Origin of the sequence: Sorangium sp. So ce117 (assembly GCF_051524395.1) — a bacterium.
Taxonomy (GTDB): Bacteria; Myxococcota_A; Polyangia; order Polyangiales; family Polyangiaceae; genus Sorangium; species Sorangium cellulosum_B.
Genome location: NZ_CP150309.1, coordinates 639491 through 657942, shown reverse-complemented (window position 1 = coordinate 657942; position 18452 = coordinate 639491). Strand labels below are relative to the sequence as shown.

Here is an 18452-nt window from a genome sequence, read left to right as displayed (position 1 = left end):
GTGGCCGCCCCGCTCGCACAGGCCTCCGCGGGCGCCCCGCTCGCGCTGCTCTCGCCCGGCGGCCTGTGGCTGCTCGCGCTGCTCGGCCCGCTCGTCCTGCTCTACATCCTCAAGATCAAGCGGAGCCGCCGGCGCGTCCCCTCGACGTGGCTCTGGGCCGCCGCGCAGCGCGATCTCATGGCGCGCGCGCCCTTCAGGAAGCTCATCGCCCAGCTGCCGCTCGTGCTGCAGGCGCTCGCGCTCGCGCTCCTCGCGCTCGCCCTCGCCCGCCCCGCGTCGCGCGGGCGCGAGCTCACGGGCGATCACGTGGCGATCGTCCTCGACACGAGCGCCTCGATGTCCGCGGCCGCTCGAGGGCCGGCCGGCGAGGCGACGACGCGCGTCGAGCTCGCGAAGCAGCTCGCCAGGGACCTCCTCTCCGGCCTCGCCCCGGGCAGCGACGCGCTGATCGTCGAGGCGGGGCGCGACGCGCGCCTCGTCGCGGCGCTCGATCGCGATCTCGTCCGGCTCAAGGCGGCGATCGACCCCATCGCGGCGCGCGACGTCGAGGGCGACCTCGAGGCCGCGGTGGCGCTCGGGATCGACCGGCTCCGCCAGCTCGGCGGCGCCCGCCGGGTCGTCGCGATCACCGACGGCAACCTCGCCCGCCCCGCCTCGCTGCGCGGCGTGTCGCTGCCGGTGGAGGTCATCACGGTCGGTGATCCGGTCGACAACGCCGCCATCGTCCGCGTCGACGTGCGCTCCGGGAGCGCGGCGGTTGACGTGAGCGGCGCGAGCGGCGCGGACGGCGAGCGATCGGAGCAGCGCGAGGAGGTGCAGGCCTTCCTCGTGGTCGCGAACTTCGGGGCGCAGCCGCGCGATGTGTACGTGACGATGCGGCAGGACAACGCGTCGGACGTGCTCGGCTCGCGGCGCGTGCTGGTCAAGCCGGGCGAGCGCCTCCCTGTCGTGCTCACGTTCCGCCCGTCGCCCGGCGACCACCGCAAGGGGCTCGTCTTCGAGCTCTCGCCGCGCGACGCGATGCCGCTCGACGACGTCGCCTACGGGCGCGTGCCGGCCGGCGGCAAGCTCCCGGTGTTCCTCGCGTCGGCCGGCAAGGGCCAGGGCGGCGACGCCCAGGGCGCGCAGCCGGGAGCGCCCTCGGGAGGCTCCGTCTGGATCGAGCGGGCGCTCGCGTCCGATCCGATGACCTCGGTGACCTCGGGCGTGCTCGCGGATCTGCTCGCGAAGTCCGGGCTCGATCCCGACACGTTCGTGGTGATCGACGGCGCGTGCCCGCCCGATCCTCCGGGGGGCGATCTGCTGATCGTGAACCCGCCGCCAGGGCGCTGCGCCGGCACGCTCGTCGGGCAGGCGCTCGATCGCCCCACGATCACGTCGTGGGACACGGCGGATCCGCGGCTGCGCTTCCTGACGCTGGACGGCGTGAACCTCCGCGTGGCCTCGTCCCTCAAGCCGGAGGCGGCGACGCAGGAGCTGATCCGCGCCCAGGAGGGCGCGATCGCGACCGACATCTCCACCGCCTCGCGGACCGGCACGCTGCTCGGCTTCGACGTGGGCGAGAGCGACTGGCCGCTCAAGGCGTCGTTCGTGCTCTTCATGCGCAACCTGCTCGAGCAGGCGCGAGCCCACCGCGCCCACGGCATCACAGGCCCCGCGCGCACCGGCGAGCCGCTGCGCGTGAGCGTCCCCGCGACCGCGCGGGACCTCCAGGCCATCGGCCCTGCGGGCGAGCGGCTCGAGGTCGCGCAGCGCGCCGGCGTCGCGGTGATCGCGGAGACGCCCCGCGCCGGGTTCTACCGCCTCGCCTGGCAGGGACCGCAGGCCGGGTCCGTCGTCGTGCCGGCGAACCTCACGAGCGTCGCCGAGAGCGACCTCACGACGAGGCCGCTCCTCGCGGAGGGAGGCGGCGAGGTCGCCGTCTCCAGCGCGGCGGGACAGCCGGACGCCCACGTCGAGTGGACGTGGCTGCTCGCGCTCGCGGCGCTCGGCTTCGTGGTCTTCGACGTCTGGTATTTCACGCGCGTGCCGATGCGGTCGTGAGCACGCTGCGTGCAGGAGCGCAGTGTGCTCGGCGAGTTCGCCGATGCAGGCGAATCCCTGCTTGAGGTGCGGGACTCATCCCCGGACGACGAACCACACCCTGCTCTGGACAACCACCCTCACAGCAAACCCGTGAGGCTCCCCTCGGGTGGACTCTCGTATCCACGGCGTTGAAGGTTCCTGGTAATCTCGATGAGCTTGGCTCCTGTCCTTTTCCACCGGCGGGCGTCGCCCGCGGGCGCATCCCCCGGAGGACCCATGGTTACCCAGCGCCACCCGTGCCGTTCCGGTCGCGGATTCCCCACCGGACCTCAGCACCCGCCCCCTTCGCCGCGGGCCGCGCACACCGGCCCGGGTGCGTGGCGTCTCGGCAGCGCGGCGTTGCTCCTCGCGCTGCTCGCGGCGGCATGCGCCGGGGGCGAGATCGGGGGTGGCGCGAGCGGCGCCGGCGGCGGCACGGGCGGCACGCGCAACCCGATCTGCGAGGTGGGCACGAGCGCCGGCGAGGTGCAGGCGCCCGAGCACCGGATGGTCCTGCCCGGGCAGACGAGCTGGTACGCGTCGCCGGTGGTGATGGACCTCGACGGCGACGGTCGGAACGAGCTCATCGCCGCTTACTATGCGCTCTTCGTCTTCGACTCGAACGGGAAGGAGATCGATCGCGCCGAGGCCGGCGAGGACCGGGTTTACGCGCCGCACGTGGTCGCCGACCTCGAGGGCGATGGCGCGATCGACATCGTTTATGGCAACGGTCATCAGGTCTTCGCATTCGAATGGAACGACGCGCTCGCGCCGAAAGCCGGGTGGCCGGTGGACACCACCACGGCCGGCAGCGCCCCCGAGGTGCGCGGGCTCGCCGCGGCGGATCTCGACGGCGACGGCACCATCGAGGTGGTGGCGACGACGACCCAGACCGCGACCACCGAGGACGGCGGCGCGCAGGTCTTCGTCTTCAGCGCGGATGGATCGCTCTATCAACCCGCACCCGCGGATACCGCCTTCGCGGCCTGGCCTCGGTACAACAGCCAGAGCGGCCCGGGGAACGACGCCGATCGCAACGGCATGGGGCACTCGGGGTTCGGGTGTTATGGGCTCAACGTTGGCATCGGCAATATCGACGACGACCCGGAGCTCGAGATCCTGGCCACCTACGACAACCACCACATCCAGGCGTTCAACCACGACGGCGTGGCGATCGACGCCGCGCCGTATTTCAAGAATCGCGACGAGGCGTTCACCGACCAGCCGCTGACCTGGGGCCAGTTCATCCGGTGGGCGGACCCGAAGGTGGAGGGCGACCACTATCATTTCCATACCGGGACGTGGCCGCACCCGAGCTCCGCCGAGTGGCTGCAGTGGACCGCGTCGCCGCCGAACGTGGTCGATCTCGACGGGGACGGGCGGAACGAGGTCGTCGGCGTACCGAACGTCGAGATGCACGAGCCTTACGAGACGCAGGCGTATGCGGTGATGGTGCTCGAGGGCGCGCACGGCGACGGCAGCCGTTCGGCGATGCGCAAGCCCGGGTGGGAGACGCTCCCGCGCGGCGAGAGGCCGCTCGAAATCGACGGTTATTACCCGCCGCACGGCGTGCCCTCGCCGACGACGGTGAACCTCCAGGGGGACGCGCGGCCCGAGATCATCGTCCCGATGAACGACGGCTATCTCTATGCGTTCGGCCCCGATGCGTCGCTCCTGTGGCGATACAACTACATGCACGGCAAATCGATCATGTTCGCGACCGAGGCCACCGTGGCCGACCTGAATCAGGATGGATCACCCGAGGTCCTGCTGGCGACCTACGGCGCTCCCGACGTGCTCGACTCCGGCAACCTCGTGATCCTCGGCGCGAACGGCGCGGTCCTGCACGACGTGCCCCTGCCGAACCCCGGCAGCAACGGCAACGGCAACGGCGCGCCCGCCGCGCCGGCGGTGGGTGATCTCGACGGAGATGGCCAGCTCGAGGTCTTCGTGCAGACCTTCGAGCACGGGATGGATGTCTTCACGATCCCGGGATCGGCGGCCAATTGCATGCTCTGGCCCACCTCGCGAGGTGGCCCGCTGCGCACGGGTCAGCCCTCGCGGTGACCGCGCTCGCATGGCGTACGCCGGCCGATTCAGGGGGATCGCTCAAGGGCAGGCCGTCTGCTCGCCGTGAGGCCGGCCCCGGTGCACCCGGCGGCGCGACGACCACCGGCGGCTCGGCCGGCTCCGCTCCTCCACCCACCAGGATACGCGCGGCGTCGCGCCATTGCCCTCAGGCACACAGGGCTCCTCGCGAGGAAGCCACTCCCCCTGGAGCGACACGCCGCGCACGTCCTCCAGGACGCCCCGCGCCCTTAGCCACGCCGCGAGCGCCTCGCCGAGCTCGCGCATGCTCGACCAGCGCGAGGACGGCTCCTTCCGCAGCCCGCGCTCCACGATCGCCCAGAGCTCCGCGTCGAGGCCGCACGTGTCGACGAGCGACGGCACCGCGTCCTGCAGCACCGCCCGCAGGCCGTCCAGCGCGTTCCTTGACGAGAACGGAGGCCGGCCCGACAGGAGCTCGTACAGCATCGCGCAGAGCGCCCAGACATCGGCGCGGCGATCGATGTCTGGGACGGCGAGCACTTGCTCCGGCGGCATGTAATCGGGGGTGCCGAAGACCTCGAAGCTCGACGACGCCTGGCTCGCCTCGCGCTCGGAGACGATCTTCGCGACGCCGAAATCGACAATCTTCGGCTGGAGCCGGCCGCCGCCGCGGCGCACCAGCATCACGTTGTCCGGCTTGAGGTCGCGGTGGACGACCCCCTTCTCGTGCACCGCGTGCATCGCGCCCGCGACCGGGAGGAGCAGCGCGATCGCCCGCTCCGGCGTCATCGCCGCCTCGCGCGAGAGCGCGCTCCTCAGCGACTCGCCCTCGATGAGCTCCATCACCAGGTAGGGGTCCCCCGCCGCGGTCTCGCCGAGATCGAAGATCCGGACGACCTCCGCGTGGTTCAGCCGGCCGGCGGCGCGCGCCTCGCGGACGAAGTACTCCGCGAGCTCCGGCGACCGGAGCTCGGGCCGCATCAGCTTGATCGCGACCTCCGACCCGAGCGCCACGTGCGTCGCGAGCCAGACCGTGCCCATCGCCCCCTCGCCGATCCTGCGGACCAGGCGGTACTTGCCCGCGATGAGATCCCCCTCCTGGTCGTGCACGCTGCCCGCGGGCTCGCCGAGGCCCTCGTCGAGATCCCACGCGCCGCCGCCCGTGCCGTTCCAGGTGTCCGTGGTCTCGATGCGCGACATGCTCTCTCCTGCCCCGGCTGCGCGGCCTCGCCACGCCCATGACCCGCGCTCAAGCAGACTGCGTGCCATCTCTGACAAACATGGAAAGGTGCTCCGATGCGCCGGAGCGCCCCATGAAACCCCCTCGACACCGACAGAGACGCCCCACGGCGTCGCCGATGGGGCACTCGGCCACACCCGCCGAAGCGGCGTCCCCGGGCCCGCGCAAAGATGATTTACTGCGGCTCCCCCGCATGCGGACCGAACGGAGGCCTCCCTGATCCCGGCGGCCGCGCTGCGCGCCTTCCCCTACGCCGCCACGCTCGCCGGCGCGCTCGTCTTCGCGGCGCTGCTGCGCCTCGCCCTCCGGCGCGGCGCGCTCCGCCGCCCGATCCTGCTCGGCTGGATGGTGGCAGGCGCGCTGCCGGCGCTCTACGTGGGCCTCGTCTGGTGCGGCCTGCTCCCGGACGCCTATCTCCGGCTCGCGCGGCCCTGGGGCGCCCTGCTCGCGCTGGGCGCCACGTCGTTCATCGCGCTCCGGTACCTCGCGCTCGCGCTCGCCTCGGCGCACGCCCGCCGGCAGGGGGCGTGGCGCTCGCGGCTCGGCGACTTCCTCGCCCCCTTCGCCGCGTTCGCCGCGGCCATGGCCGTGGCCGGGCCAGAGCTTGGCCGGCCACTCGACCGGCTCACCGTCTTTGTCGCAATCGATCGCAGCCGCTCGATCGACCTCGTACCGAGCGCCGACCGGCGCGTCGCGCAGGAGCTCTCCGTCGCCGAGCTCGGCATGCGCGAGGACGATCGGATCGCCACCATCGCGTTCGCCGCGGGCGCGGCGACCGAGGATCCGCCGCGCCCGCGCTCGCAGCTCGCGGCCCCGCAGCGGGTCGCGCTCGGTCGCGACGGGACGGACCTCGCCGCCGGCCTCCGGCGCGCGCTCGCCGAGGTGCCGCCGGACTCCGCGGCGCGCGTCGTGCTGCTCAGCGACGGCGTCGCGACCCGCGGCGACACGATGGCCGCGGCCGCCGCCGCCGTCGCCGCCGGCCTCCCTGTCGACGTGATCCCGCTGGAGCAGCGGCTCGTCCCCGACGTCCGCGTGGTCGCCCTCCGCGCGCCCGCGCGGGCCGACGAGGGGGAGGCGCTCGATCTGCGGCTCGTCACCTCGTCGCCGTCGCCGGCCGAGGTCGAGATCCGCCTCCGCCGCGACGGCGAGCTCATCGCCCGCACCGAGGCCTCGATCGCCGCGGGGGAAGACGTGCTGCGCATCCGGGAGAAGGCGCCGGGGCCCGGGCTGCACCGCTACGACGTCGAGATCACCGCGAAGGATCCGAGGCTCGACGAGGCCGCCGAGGACAACGCGGCGAGCGCCTTCCTGCGCGTCCGCGGGGCCGCCGCGGCCCTCGTGCTGGAGGGCGACGCCGGGCAGGGCGCGTTCATCGCGCGGGCGCTCGCGGACGGCGCGTTCCGCGTGGACGAGGGCGGCCTGAGCCGCGTCCCCGCCGATCTCGGCGAGCTCGCCGGCTACGACGTCGTGGTGCTGAGCGACATCCGCGCGTCGGATCTATCGCCGGGGCAGATCGACGCGCTCGCGAGCTACGTCCGCGATCTCGGCGGCGGGCTCATCCTGATGGGCGGCGATCGGAGCATGGGGCCGGGCGGCTACGCGCGGACGCCGCTCGAGGAGATCTCGCCCGTCGCGTTCGACCTGAAGCAGGAGCGGCGGCGGGCGAGCCTGGCCGAGGTGATCGGCATCGACATCTCCGGGTCGATGGCGGCGACCGCCGGCGCCCACACGAAGCTCGAGCTCGCCAACGAGGCCGCCGCCCGGTCGGCCTCGCTGCTCGGCCCGGGAGATCGGCTCGGCGTCGCGCACGTCGACACGGCGGTGCGGTGGAGCGTGCCGCTCGGGCCGGTCGCCGACGGCGCCGCGATCGAGAAGGCGATCCGCGCGGTGGGCCCGGGCGGCGGCGGCATCTACGTCGACATCACCCTCGAGGCGGCCTACCAGGCGCTCGACCGGGACACCTCGAGCCTGAAGCACGTGCTGCTCTTCGCCGACGGGTCGGACGCGGAGAACATGGGGCCGTGCCGCGCGATGGTGGAGGCGGCGATGCGCCGCGGGACGACGACGAGCGTCGTGGCGCTGGGCCAGGGCAGCGACGTGCCGGAGCTCGAGGCGCTGTCGCGCATCGGCGGCGGCCGCTTCTACCTCGTCGAGGACGCCACGCGGCTGCCCGCGGTGTTCACGCAGGAGACCATCATGGCGGCGAAGAGCGCGATCGTGGAGGAGCCGTTCCACGTCGCGCTGGGCGCGCCGTCGTCGATCACCGCCGGCGTGCCGTTCGGCGAGGCGCCGCCGCTCGGGGGCTACGTGGTGACGGTCCCGAAGAGCCGGTCCACGGTGCTGCTGTCCGGGCCGGAGGGCGATCCGGTGCTCGCCGTGTGGTCGGCGGGGCTCGGCCGGGCCGCCGCGTTCACGAGCGACCTCAAGGGCCGCTGGGGCGCCGCGTGGACGCGCTGGCCCGGCGCCGCGCGGATGATCGCGCAGGCCGCGCGCGACGTGACGCGCAAGGAGGAGGATCCGCGCGTGCGCCTGGAAGCGGACGCGTCGGGCGGCGAGCTGTCGGTGCGGGCGAGCGTGATCGGCGACGACGGGCGTGCGCAGTCGTTCCGCCGGCTGGTCGTGCACGTCGCGGGGCCCGACGGCTTCTCGCGAGAGCTGCCGCTCGAGGCGACGGGCGCGGGCGCGTACACGGCGAAGCTGCCGCTGTCGCGGCCGGGGACGTACGTGGCGGTGGCCCGGGACGAGCTCACGGGGGAGGCGGTCGGGACCACGGGGGCGGCGATGACCGCCGGCGAGGAGCTGCGCCCGACGGGCAGCGATCTGTCGCTGCTCCGGCGGATCGCGGAGTTCACCGGGGGCAAGCGGCGCGACACGCTCGCGGGCATCTTCGAGGACCGGGCGTCGAAGCGCTTCGCGTACCGGGACGCGACGCCGAGCCTGGTGTTCTTCGCCGCGCTCGCGCTGCTGCTCGCGGTGGCGGCGCGGCGGCTCGCGCTGCCGGAGGCCGCGGCGGCGTGGATCGCGCGGGCGGGAGAGCGGCTCCGCGCGGCGCGGTGGGGAGCCGCCGCGGAGCCGGCGGCCGCGGGCGCGACCGTGGGGGCGCTGCTGTCGGCGCGGGAGCGGGGGCGCGAGCGGCGCGAGGGCGCGCAGGCGAGCCCGGCGCCGAGCGCCGGTGAGCGCGGCGAGGCCGCACAGGCGGGGACGATGCGAGGGAGGACAGCGCCGCCGGCGGGGACGCCGGGACCTCAACCTGGGTCGGCAGCGTCGTGGCCTCAGCCTGGTTCGTGGCCTCAACCTGGGTCGGCGGCCGGGCCTCAACCTGGGTCGGCGGCGGGGCCTCAACCCGCGTCCCCGGGGGGCGGACACGCAACGGGCGCGGGCGGCGCGGCGCCGGAGGGACGACCGCTCACGGCGGCGGAGAAGATCTTGGCGCGGCGTCGTGGGCGGAGGTGACGCGACAGAGCGCGGCCGTGCCGCGCACGTCTGCGAGATGCCGCGCGCACCTGGGTGTAGCCTCGTTTCCGTGCCGAAAACACCGGGGCACGCCGTTCGTGTTCTGGCAGCGACGGTCTTGCTCGTCCCTGCTTTTGGCTCCGGCGTGCTCGTCGGCAGATCGCTCCTGGATCGGAGGCCGCCGGCGAAGGAGAAGAGCGCGGAGCCTGCTTCGGATCCCTGGATGCGGATAGACCGGAGAGAGCTCGCTGCATGTCGAGAACAGCTGGCAGCCCGTCCGGAGCCGCGCTCGACGGCTCCGGCAGCCGAGGTGCCTCCGGGGGAAGGACGACAAGACGCTCCCGAAAGAGCAGCCACCGTCGATGAGCTCGAGGTGGAGCTGAAGCGATGCAGGAAGAGCGAAATCCTGGTCAACGCCGAGATTTGCAGCGCCGCGGCTCGTCAGTTCAGCGCGTTGATGGCGTTGCCGAAGGATGGGTTGATATGCGGGCCGAAGTCCAGGTCTGCCGATCTCATCGAGCAGAACTTCGATAGCTGCGCGGCGCTCTCGGACATTCCCGCGGATTTTCGCTCGGGCGACCTCACGAAGGAAGAGTCGAGCCTCGTCGAGGAAGCGATCCGGGTTCGTGAGACGCTCACGGAAGAAGAGCTGCTCCGCAGCCTGAAGGAGTTCGTCTGGACGTGCACGGAGACGCCCCCGAAGCTCCCACCGATGATGAAGCAGGCGCCGAAGCCTTAGGAGGTCGACACATGAGCAAACGCCCCGAGAGCGCCGGCCTCATGGTTCATCTCCTCATCGCGGTGGCCGTGCTCGGCGTCGTCTTTGGGGGTGGCGTGGTGGTCGGCTGGGCGACGCGGGAGCGAAGACCTCCGGCCATCGGAAAGAGCGCGGCGTCCATCCCTGATGCGGAGGTGAAGCGGGAGCTCGCTGCGTGCCGGCGCGCGGTGAAAGCGCGCGCGAAAGCCACAGCCATCCCGCCGGCCACGGCGACGTCTCCCCCGGGAGAAACGGACGACGCCGGGGTGGAGAAAGCCACCGCCAAGGTCGAGGCACTGCAAAAAGAGGTGGAAGAATGCAGAGCACGAGAGACCTTGGCCAATGCCTACGTTTGCGGCACCATTACAAATCACAGAAACCTGCTGTTCGTCTTGACATACAGCGCGCCATGCGTGGACGAGGCGAGAGTTGGAGAGTTTCTCGTCAGCAGCCTCGAAAAGTGCACAAACTTCGATGACTTTCCAGCGCATTTAGACGAAGACAAGCTAACACAAGAAGAAAAATTCATAATCTCGCAGTCACAGCAAAACCGCGCACTCAGGACAAAGAGTGATTTGACCCGCGGCGTACAAGAGACACTCCGCAGGTGCCACAAGAGATTCGGACTGTCTTCCGAATGAACGAACGCGTTCATAACGTCATCTCCCAGACCGTCTGGGCGGGTGGAGCTTCGATAGGCGATAGGTGAACGGACCAGGTCGAAGGAGGACCAAGATGTTTGCGTGTCGCACGCGTGGTCGCTCCTCCCATCGTCCAGCTTATCGAGCGCGAAGGTCAAGGCGCCCCAGAGCCGCCACCGAACGGGTATCGAACCTCCGGAGAACTCGATGGGTGAGCGGAGCTATAATCCCATCGAGACTTTCCTTGGCGGCCATTACCGTGTTCCAGGTGAACCACGGGATCTCGCTCGGGCGCCTGAACCCGAGCTGCCGGCGCCACGCGAAGCCCGCGGGTGAGGTTGACGTCACTGACGGGCCATGCGATTTTCGCGAGTGTCGCGCAGGCCTCGCCTCGTGAGCTCTCGCCGGGGGCTCGACCCGCTCGTGAAGGCGGAGGGCGAGCGCGCGCTGAACGTCGGCGTGAAGGCGCTGCGGAGCGTGCTCGGGGCCGCGGAGGCTGCCGGGATCGACGGGGGCTCGCTCGCCCGAGCGCACGGGCTCACGCCGGAGGAGCTGCGCAACCCCGACTTCCGGCTCTCCTACCGCCGGTGGATCGCGCTCTGGGACGATGTCGTCGAGAGGGCCGGCGATCCGGGCGTCGGGCTCCGCGCGGCGGAGGCGCTCTCGATCGGCCACTGGGATGTGATGGACTACGTCGTCGCGTCGAGCGACACGGTGGGCGACGCATTCCAGAGGTTCTCGCGGCACTTCGCCGTCATCAGCACGGCCGTGCGCCATGTCCTTCACGTCGATCGCACGGAGGCCCGGCTCGTCCGGGAGCACGCCCCCGGCGCGACCCCGCACCGGGTCGCGACCGAGTTCGGCTTCGCGAACATCGTCCTTCGCTTCCGCGCGCTCGCCGCCACGCCGCTATCGCCTTCCTCGGTCCAGTTCCGCCACCCCCGCTGCGCAGAGATCGAGGCGTACACCAGGATCTTCGCTTGCCCGGTTCGATTTCGAGCGCCCTGCGACGCGATCGTCCTCCCGCGCGCGGCGCTCGCGACGCCGATGAAAGGGGCCGCCCCCGAGCTCTGTGCCGTCCTCGAGCGCCACGCCGCCCTGCTCGTGCAAAAGCTCCCGCCCGCCCACGCGAGCCTCGTGGAGCGCGCGCGGCACGCGCTCGCCCTCGAGCTGCACGGCGGCGCTCCCAAGCTGGCGACGGTGGCGAAGCGGCTCGGGCTGAGCGCGCGCACGCTGCAACGACGCCTCTCGGAGGACGGCTTTCCCTTCCGAGCGCTCGTCGAGAAGACCCGCGAAGAGCTCGCGCTGCGCTACCTGGAGGATCCCGCCCTCGGGCTCGCGGAGATCGGCTCGCTGGTGGGCTTCTCCGATGTGAGCGCGTTCTACAAGGCCTTCCGGCGGTGGACGGGGAGCACGCCGGGCCAGCTCCGCGAGCGCTCCGTGGCGTAGCCGAAGGCACCGCCGGACAATCGATTGGCGTGGCGGCACAATGCCGGGGGCGGCCCGGGTTCGTACGCTTCGTTCATGCGCTTGTTCGCCCGCCGCTGTTGTCTGACGTGCGTCGTGCTCGCCTCGGGCTGCCTGGATCCGGACGCGCCTGGAAACCTCGCCCCGAGGACGGTCGCGGAGGACGGCACGCTGCCTCGCTTCACCCTCCGCGACGGCGCCCTCATTCACCTTCGCACGCAAGGGGACCCGAGGAACCCCACCCTCATCACGCTGCACGGCGGCCCCGGCGGCGACATGCGCGGCATGCTCGGCCTCGGCGCGCTCTCCGAGCGGTACTTCGTCGTCCACTGGGATCAGCGAGGCACCGGCCTCTCGGAGCGCGTCCCTTCATCGGACTTCACCGCCGAGACGTACGCGGCGGATCTCCACGAGCTCGTCCAGCACTTCTCCCCCGACGCGCCGGTCACGCTGTTCGGGCATTCGTGGGGCGCCATGTACGCGGCCCTCTACATCCAGAGGCACCCCGACCGCGTCGGAGAGGCCGTCCTCAGCGAGCCGGGCTTCCTGAACGCGGCGATCGCGAACGAGACCGAGCTCTTCACGTTCGGCCTCACCGCCGAGGGGCTGAACGATCTCGGCTGGTCGGAGTGGGCCATGAGCCCCGACGGAGACGCGCGCGCAGACTTCCTCCTCTCGCTGGGACAGGGCTGGTCGCAGCCAGGGTATTACGAAGACCCGGACGACCCCGACAACTTCAAGGCCTTCCGCCTGGGCGCGCGCGCGATGCGGGACCTGCAGCGCTCGGCGAAGACGGACGGAGAGTGGGACTTCGATTTCTCTTCCGGCCTCGATCGCTTCTGCAAGCCGGTGACCCTGATCGGAACGACGATCAACACCGTCATCGGGTTCGAGCAACAAGAGCGCCGCCACGCCCCTCTTTTTTGCGACGTCGAGCTCGTCCGCATCGAAGGCGAAGACCACGGCTGGGTGAACAAGCACCCCGATCGTGTCATGGAGGTCCTGCGCGCCCATCTCGGCGCATACGAGGGGGCGCGATGAGGGCCGTCGCCCTCGCCGCGGCGGTGGCCACGACGGCGGTCTCCGCTGTCGCGTCGGCCGCGCCCATCAGCGGGTATCAAGGGGAGCAAGAGAACGCGACGCACGTCAATCTCGGATGGAACTCCGCGCCCGCTCTGGAGCTCGCCTACGGGCGGGCGATCCCGGTGGAACGGCTCGTGCGCCGCCTCGACCTCGAGATCGGGCTGACGCTGCCGGTCTTCCTCGTGCCAGCGCTCGACTCCTTCCGCCTGGAGCCGGCGGCGCGCGCGACGCTCTTGCAGCACGGCGGCTGGGGGCTCGCGGGGCGCCTGGGGCTGCCGGTGCAGACGGGCGACAACCAGACGTTTCGGTTCGTGAGCGTGGGCGCGCACCCCGGGCTCGCAGGCGGGTATTTCCAGCGCGGCTGGTTCATCGCGCTGGAGGTGGAGTACACGGCGATCCTGAGCACGTACATCGCGGCGAGCGATCGCGCGCGCGCAACCTACGAGGGCATTCGCGACGGCTTTTATGCGCCCACGGGGGGCTACCTCGACGCGAGCCTCGCGTTCGGGTTGTCGATCGGCTCGAGCGTCGAGCTCGGGCTGCGCGCGGGCTATCGCTCCACCCACGGCCTCGAGCCGCCCCCGCTCGTCCCCTTCCGCGCCGAACTGGGCGTGTCCTACGCGTTCGGAGCGTCGGCGGCGCCCCGAGAGATCACGCAGTAGCGTGGCGCACGGGCGGCCCTCCCCCGCTCGCCTGTGACATGGATTCTCGGCCATCGCGAGGCGGTGGCGTGGACGGGAGGGCAAGTGCTCGGCACCACGCTTGTTTTTGTCGCCGCGATCGCTGGCCTGCGGTGGGGCGCGACCTCACTCGATGCGGGCGAACGTGGGCGCGCGGAGTGGCCTAACGTTTGACATGAGCGGTGACTTGACGGCGCAGCCGGCAGGACATCCGCTCGATGGAAGGGTCAGGCGTTTGCTTCATAGGAGAGCGATTTCTTCGTGTAGATGCTGCTCCAACAGCTTATAGGGAAGCGCAACCTTTCCTGGGTTTGACGGTTCAAGAAGCCTCGCAGCACTGCGCAAATACTCGGGCTCCCAGACTCCTCCTTCTTTGAGGAGCGGCCAGTTTGCAACAGCGATATCGCCACCCTCGACGATGGTCAGGTGCCCTCGCCAATGGTCTTGGTAGTAGCGGTCGGAGTGAGTCAGGTAGCGAACAAAGACTATCGCCCTCTCTCCGTCCTTAAGGGTCACTTGGCCCCAATGACCCGGTGAACCGACAAATTCCAACAGGCCGTCACCATAGCGCTTTGGGCCCTCGAACCGTCTCGAGAAAACCTTCTCGACGAAGCCTGTGTACTGCTGAGCGCCGCATACCTGAACTCGCATCAACAGCGCGTCGTACTGGCGAATCTTCTCACGAAATAGAACATTGTCGCATTGTTTCGTCATGTCGAAACACCCAACGTCGCAATCAGCCGTGATGCGCGACAAGTCTACGCAATTTCACATGTAGGCCGCGAACCGTGGCGCCCCATCTCCATATTCCCGAGGACAAGTCGCGGCCCATCAGGGCGATTCCGGCTGCGCTGGCGAGCTCTTGCTGCGTCATGCCGCGCTACGCCGGGTGCCCGGGCAGGAGCCCGATGCGCTGCCGCACCTGCGCGATGCCGACGCCCACGCCCCCTGCTGCGAGCGCGAGGGGCCATGGCCTCCCGGTCGTCTGCCGGATGAAGGCGCGCACCCGCCCGACGTCCTCGAGCACCGCCGTCAGCCGCGCCGGATCGTTGAAGTTGTTCACGAAGGCGTTGGCGAGCGCCTGCTGCCCGCTCGTGTTGTCCGCCCGCCCGTCGCTGCCGTATTGCGCCATGAGGAGGTGGGCCATCGCGGGCGAAACCCCGGCGAGCAGGATGTTGTTGAACCGGTCGGTGGGCCCGCCGTGCCGCGCATAGAAGCGATCGAAGGTGCGCGTCATCCAGTCGGCGTCGAACGGGCGCTCGCCGTGCTGCACGATGCACTCGACCAGGTTGCGCGCCATCTTGTTGCCGCTGTTGGCGCCCTGGCCGCCGATCGGATCGATCGACATCGCCGTGTCGCCCAGCGGCGTCACGATCCGGCCGGAGGGCAGCCGTCCGACGGGCTTGCGCACCGCGGGGACGACCCGCCCGTTCTGCCATCCGTGTTTGTCCGACAGCTCGGCTCCCCTGAACCACTCGTAGTCCCAGGGGATGAGCTCCTTCACCAGCCCCTTCGCGATCGCGATGATCTCCTCGCCTGACTTCGCGCCCTGGAACCTGTCGAGCGGCCCTCCGGGCACCGCCTCGACGAGACAGTTCCAGCTCGGTCCCACGTCCTTGTGGTGGTAGGGCACCCAGAACGCCTCCCCGATGCCCGCGAACAGGTTGAACTTGACGGGCAGCATCGGGATGCCGTCGAACCCGAGCTTCGGGCCGGTCACGCACATCATGACGACGTTGCGCTGCGCCTCCGAGTGGACGTTGCGCGCGGCGTCTCGCTCGAACAGGTTGCACAGATCGCCCCGTCCAGCAGCGACGACGGTGAGGTCGTTCTCGGCGGCGATCGCGTCGAGCCGCGCGATCGTGACGGGCTCGATCACGATCTTGCCGCCCCGCCGCTCGAGCTCGAGCATCCACCGGTGGCTCTGGAGCCGGAGATCGATCGCGAAGAAGTGCTGCTCCAGGCGGCCTGCCAGCGTCAGGAGGCGGTTGCCCGGAGCGGCGCACGCGGTCAGCTGGGCGCCGTGGCCCCGGGGCGCGGCGTCCTCCCAGAATGCCAAGCCGAGCTCGCGCTCGAACGCGAGCGCCACGTCAAACCGCGCAGCGGTGCCGGTCGGCTTCGACTCGTTGAGCCACTGCTCGGGCGTGCGATCCGAGTAGAGCGTCACCTCGTAGCCGGCCTTCACCAGGGCGTGCGCCGCGAGCAGGCCGGCCTGTCCAGACCCCACGATAGCTATCTTCCGCATGAGGAACCCCCGGGTTGGGTTGGTCTGCGCTCGCCTCACGGGCGACGCGCGCCGAGCCATCCGAGTCGGTTCGCCGTCAGGACCACAGCAGGCGTCGCGAGCAAGGAAAGCCCAGTCAAGAGAGACCGTATCACCCGAGCCAGCCCCGCAGGAAGCTCCCCCCGTACCGCGCTCCCCCCTCCGTACCGCGCTTCGCTCTCCCACCACGCTCCCCGTGTCCGCCGGAGAGAGCCCTCGGGGGGAGGGGGTGTCGCGCGGGGGGGTGAGGGGGAGGGCCCCACGAACCCGAGCGCCGGCCCGCATCGCAGCGACGCCTCACGGACTCGCCAGCTCCGTTCAGCAGGTCATTGCCACCAAAAGGCGCGAGTTCGTGGGAGGGCCCCCCTCACCCCCCCGCGCGACGCCCCCTCCCCCCGAGGGCTCCGCTGCAGTCGGTCCATGGAGCGCGCCGCCACCGAGGCCGCCCGCCGGTTGCGAGGCGCAGCCGCTTGGAGTAGCGTCCGCGCCGCCGCGGGGCCGAGCGATCCTGTTCGCCCAGCTCCAGCGGACGAGCCGGGCGTCTGGTGCGCGCCCCGGCTCGCGCGGCTCCCTCCGCGCACAGGAGACGAGAATGGCCCGAGGCTCGACAACGACGCGCAGCGAATCGGACGCTGCCGAATCGCTCATCGGACGGGGCGCCCGCATCCGCGGGCGCGTCCACGGCGACGGCTCGCTCCGGGTCGAGGGGAGCGTCGAGGGGAACATCCAGCTGGCTGGCGACCTCGAGATCGAGGACGGAGCGACGGTCACCGGAGACGTCGAGGCGAGCTCGCTCGTCGTCTCCGGCCAGCTCACGGGGGACGTGGTCTCGCGCGGCCCCGTCACGATCCGGGCGACCGCGCAGTACGCCGGAAACGTGGGCGGCAGCGAGGTGATCCTCGAGGAAGGCGCGGCGTTCGCCGGCCGCATCGAGGCGGAGTTCGACCTCCCGGCCGAGCTCTCGGAGCGGGCGACCGCCGGGCGCGGGCACGCCCCCCGGCGTGAACCGGCAGGGCGATAGCGCGCGTTGACGGACGAAGAATCGCGCCGCGAGGGCGCGGCGAGGAGCACGAACGTGGCGGGTACGATCATCGGAAACGGGCTCACGATCGAGGGCGAGATCACCTCCGACGAGGAGGTGATCGTCGCCGGGACGGTGCGCGGAAAGCTCACCGTCGAGGGGCCTCTCACCATCGACGCAGGGGCGCTGATCGAAGCGGACATCGGGGCGGCGTCGCTCCAGGTGGGCGGCAACGTGACCGGCAACGTCACGGCGGCCGATCGCGTCGATCTCCTCGCCGGCGGTCGCCTCGTCGGCGACGTGAAGGCGTCGCGGCTGACCATCGCGGACGGAGCCTCGTTCAAGGGCAACGTCGACATGGACGTGTAGCCGATGACCGCCCAGTCCTCGATCGGGCCGACGACGGCCATCCGCGGCAACGTGCAGGGCGACGGGGATCTCGAGATCCTCGGCCGCGTCGAGGGGAGCGTCGTCATGACCGGCGACGTGACCATCGGCGAGGGCGCGCTCATCCAGAGCGACGTCCGCGGGCGGCGCGTCGTCGTCCGCGGCGCAGTCGCCGGGAACATCTCCGGCGACGAGGCCGTGATCCTCGAGCCCGGCGCGCGCGTCGTCGGCGACCTCGGCGCGCCGCAGATCGGCATCCATGCGGGCGCCCTGGTGCGCGGCAACGTCACCACCGGCGCGCCGCTCGCGGCCGCCGCCGCCCCCGCCCCAGCGCGGGCCGCCGCCGCTGCACCTGCGCCGCGCGCCGCCGCGGCGCGGCCGGCGCGCGCACCGGCGGAGCAGCGAGCGCCTGCGCCGCCCGCCCGGCCTGCGCCGCGCGCCGCGCCTGTCCCCGCGCGCCCCGCCCCGGCGGCGCGCCCGGTCGTCGAAGCGAGGCCCGCCCCTGCGCCGGAGCCGCGCCTCGCGGCCGTTCACGACGACGAGGAGGCCGATCTGTCGGCCTCGGCCGCCGGTGAGGGTGACGAGCCCGACGCGGCCGAGAGCGCCGGCGGGCCGCCGCCGCCCGTGGTCCCCGCGCTCCGGAAGGGGGCCGCGAAGGCCTCGCTGCGCAAGCGGGGCGGCCGGTGAGCGCCGCCGGCGCCTCGGAGCGGGAGCGGCTCGTCGCGCTGCTGCGCGAGCGCTCGTTCGAGCAGAAGCGCGTCGTCCTCGCGTCCGGCCGGGAGAGCGACTTCTTCATCGACTGCAAGCAGTCGGTGCTGACCGCCGAGGGCCACGCCCTCGTCGGCTCGCTCATGTTCGAGGCGCTCGGCGCGCTCCCGCGGTGCGAGGCCGTCGCCGGCGTCGAGCTCGGGGGGTGCCCCCTCGCGAGCGCTGTGTCGCTCACGAGCTTCCTGCGCGGCCGCCCCCTCCCCGCGCTCTACGTGCGCAAGGAGGTCAAGGACCACGGCTCGCGGCGCCTCGTCGAGGGCGATCGCGGCCTCGTGCCCGGGATGCCCGTCGCGATCCTCGAGGACGTGATCACGACGGGCGGCTCGACGCTGAAGGCGGTCGAGAAGCTCCGCACCGCGGGCGCCTCCGTGGTCGGCGTGATCGCCCTGGTCGACCGCCTCGAGGGCGGCGCGGAGGCGATCCGCGCGGCGGGGCTGCCGGTCGTCGCGATCTGCACCCGCCACGACTTCATCCCCGACAACCCTCCCGGCTGAGGCTGCGCGACGCGCGGCCTGGCCGAGGCGACGGCGCGCTGCCCGCCGCCTCGACTGCGGCGCGCTGCTCCGCCGCCTCGGCTGC

At 71.7% G+C, this 18452-nt stretch carries 15 protein-coding genes; 12 read left to right on the top strand and 3 right to left on the bottom strand.

The features are described 5' to 3' along the window. The gene (locus WMF46_RS02520; RefSeq protein WP_437984123.1) at positions 1-2043 is read left to right on the top strand and encodes a vWA domain-containing protein; all 2043 of its coding nucleotides are present in this window, start codon (positions 1-3) and stop codon (positions 2041-2043) included. A gap of 381 nt (positions 2044-2424) precedes the next feature. Continuing rightward, complete coding sequence (locus WMF46_RS02515; RefSeq protein WP_437984122.1) at positions 2425-4131, top strand: FG-GAP repeat domain-containing protein; 1707 nt, start codon at positions 2425-2427, stop codon at positions 4129-4131. 42 nt (positions 4132-4173) lie between these two features. Here WMF46_RS02515 and WMF46_RS02510 read toward each other — a convergent pair whose 3' ends face one another. Beyond that, positions 4174-5313, bottom strand: coding sequence for a serine/threonine-protein kinase (locus tag WMF46_RS02510; RefSeq protein ID WP_437984121.1), 1140 nt, complete (start codon positions 5311-5313; stop codon positions 4174-4176). 385 nt (positions 5314-5698) lie between these two features. Here WMF46_RS02510 and WMF46_RS02505 point away from each other — a divergent pair, with 385 nt between their 5' ends. The 6 genes from WMF46_RS02505 to WMF46_RS02480 all read left to right on the top strand — a co-directional run bounded on the left by WMF46_RS02505 (position 5699) and on the right by WMF46_RS02480 (position 13416). Beyond that, positions 5699-8806, top strand: a complete 3108-nt coding sequence (locus WMF46_RS02505) for a VWA domain-containing protein (RefSeq protein ID WP_437984120.1) — start codon at positions 5699-5701, stop codon at positions 8804-8806. Positions 8807-9179: 373 nt separating this feature from the next. Beyond that, positions 9180-9545, top strand: coding sequence for a hypothetical protein (locus tag WMF46_RS02500; protein ID WP_437984119.1), 366 nt, complete (start codon positions 9180-9182; stop codon positions 9543-9545). An 11-nt stretch (positions 9546-9556) separates the two neighbouring features. Then, positions 9557-10204, top strand: a complete 648-nt coding sequence (locus WMF46_RS02495; RefSeq protein ID WP_437984118.1) for a hypothetical protein — start codon at positions 9557-9559, stop codon at positions 10202-10204. 393 nt (positions 10205-10597) lie between these two features. Continuing rightward, positions 10598-11653, top strand: a complete 1056-nt coding sequence (locus tag WMF46_RS02490; RefSeq protein ID WP_437984117.1) for an AraC family transcriptional regulator — start codon at positions 10598-10600, stop codon at positions 11651-11653. 75 nt (positions 11654-11728) lie between these two features. Continuing rightward, a complete protein-coding gene (locus WMF46_RS02485; RefSeq protein ID WP_437984116.1) occupies positions 11729-12712 on the top strand; it encodes an alpha/beta fold hydrolase in 984 nt (327 codons plus the stop codon). After that, positions 12709-13416 carry a hypothetical protein gene (locus WMF46_RS02480; RefSeq protein ID WP_437984115.1) on the top strand — a complete coding sequence of 236 codons (708 nt, stop codon included), beginning with the start codon at positions 12709-12711 and terminating at the stop codon, positions 13414-13416. The genes WMF46_RS02485 and WMF46_RS02480 overlap by 4 nt, the downstream gene beginning before the upstream one ends. 258 nt (positions 13417-13674) lie before the next feature. Here the strand turns inward: WMF46_RS02480 and WMF46_RS02475 are convergent, their stop codons facing one another. Together WMF46_RS02475 and WMF46_RS02470 are read right to left on the bottom strand one after the other, a co-directional pair. After that, the gene (locus WMF46_RS02475) at positions 13675-14148 is read right to left on the bottom strand and encodes a hypothetical protein (protein ID WP_437984114.1); all 474 of its coding nucleotides are present in this window, start codon (positions 14146-14148) and stop codon (positions 13675-13677) included. 166 nt (positions 14149-14314) lie between these two features. Next, positions 14315-15679 carry a styrene monooxygenase/indole monooxygenase family protein gene (locus WMF46_RS02470; RefSeq protein ID WP_437984113.1) on the bottom strand — a complete coding sequence of 455 codons (1365 nt, stop codon included), beginning with the start codon at positions 15677-15679 and terminating at the stop codon, positions 14315-14317. Between the two features lie 610 nt (positions 15680-16289). Here WMF46_RS02470 and WMF46_RS02465 point away from each other — a divergent pair. The 4 genes from WMF46_RS02465 to pyrE are packed head-to-tail and all read left to right on the top strand — an operon-like array spanning position 16290 to position 18367. Beyond that, positions 16290-16718, top strand: coding sequence for a bactofilin family protein (locus WMF46_RS02465; protein ID WP_437715364.1), 429 nt, complete (start codon positions 16290-16292; stop codon positions 16716-16718). Between the two features lie 54 nt (positions 16719-16772). After that, complete coding sequence (locus WMF46_RS02460; protein ID WP_012233083.1) at positions 16773-17087, top strand: bactofilin family protein; 315 nt, start codon at positions 16773-16775, stop codon at positions 17085-17087. A gap of 3 nt (positions 17088-17090) precedes the next feature. Continuing rightward, positions 17091-17792, top strand: a complete 702-nt coding sequence (locus WMF46_RS02455; RefSeq protein ID WP_437984112.1) for a bactofilin family protein — start codon at positions 17091-17093, stop codon at positions 17790-17792. After that, on the top strand, positions 17789-18367 hold the full coding sequence (pyrE, locus tag WMF46_RS02450; protein WP_437984111.1) for an orotate phosphoribosyltransferase: 579 nt from the start codon (positions 17789-17791) through the stop codon (positions 18365-18367). Before WMF46_RS02455 ends, pyrE begins: the two co-directional genes overlap by 4 nt. The last annotated feature ends 85 nt before the right edge of the window (positions 18368-18452 follow it).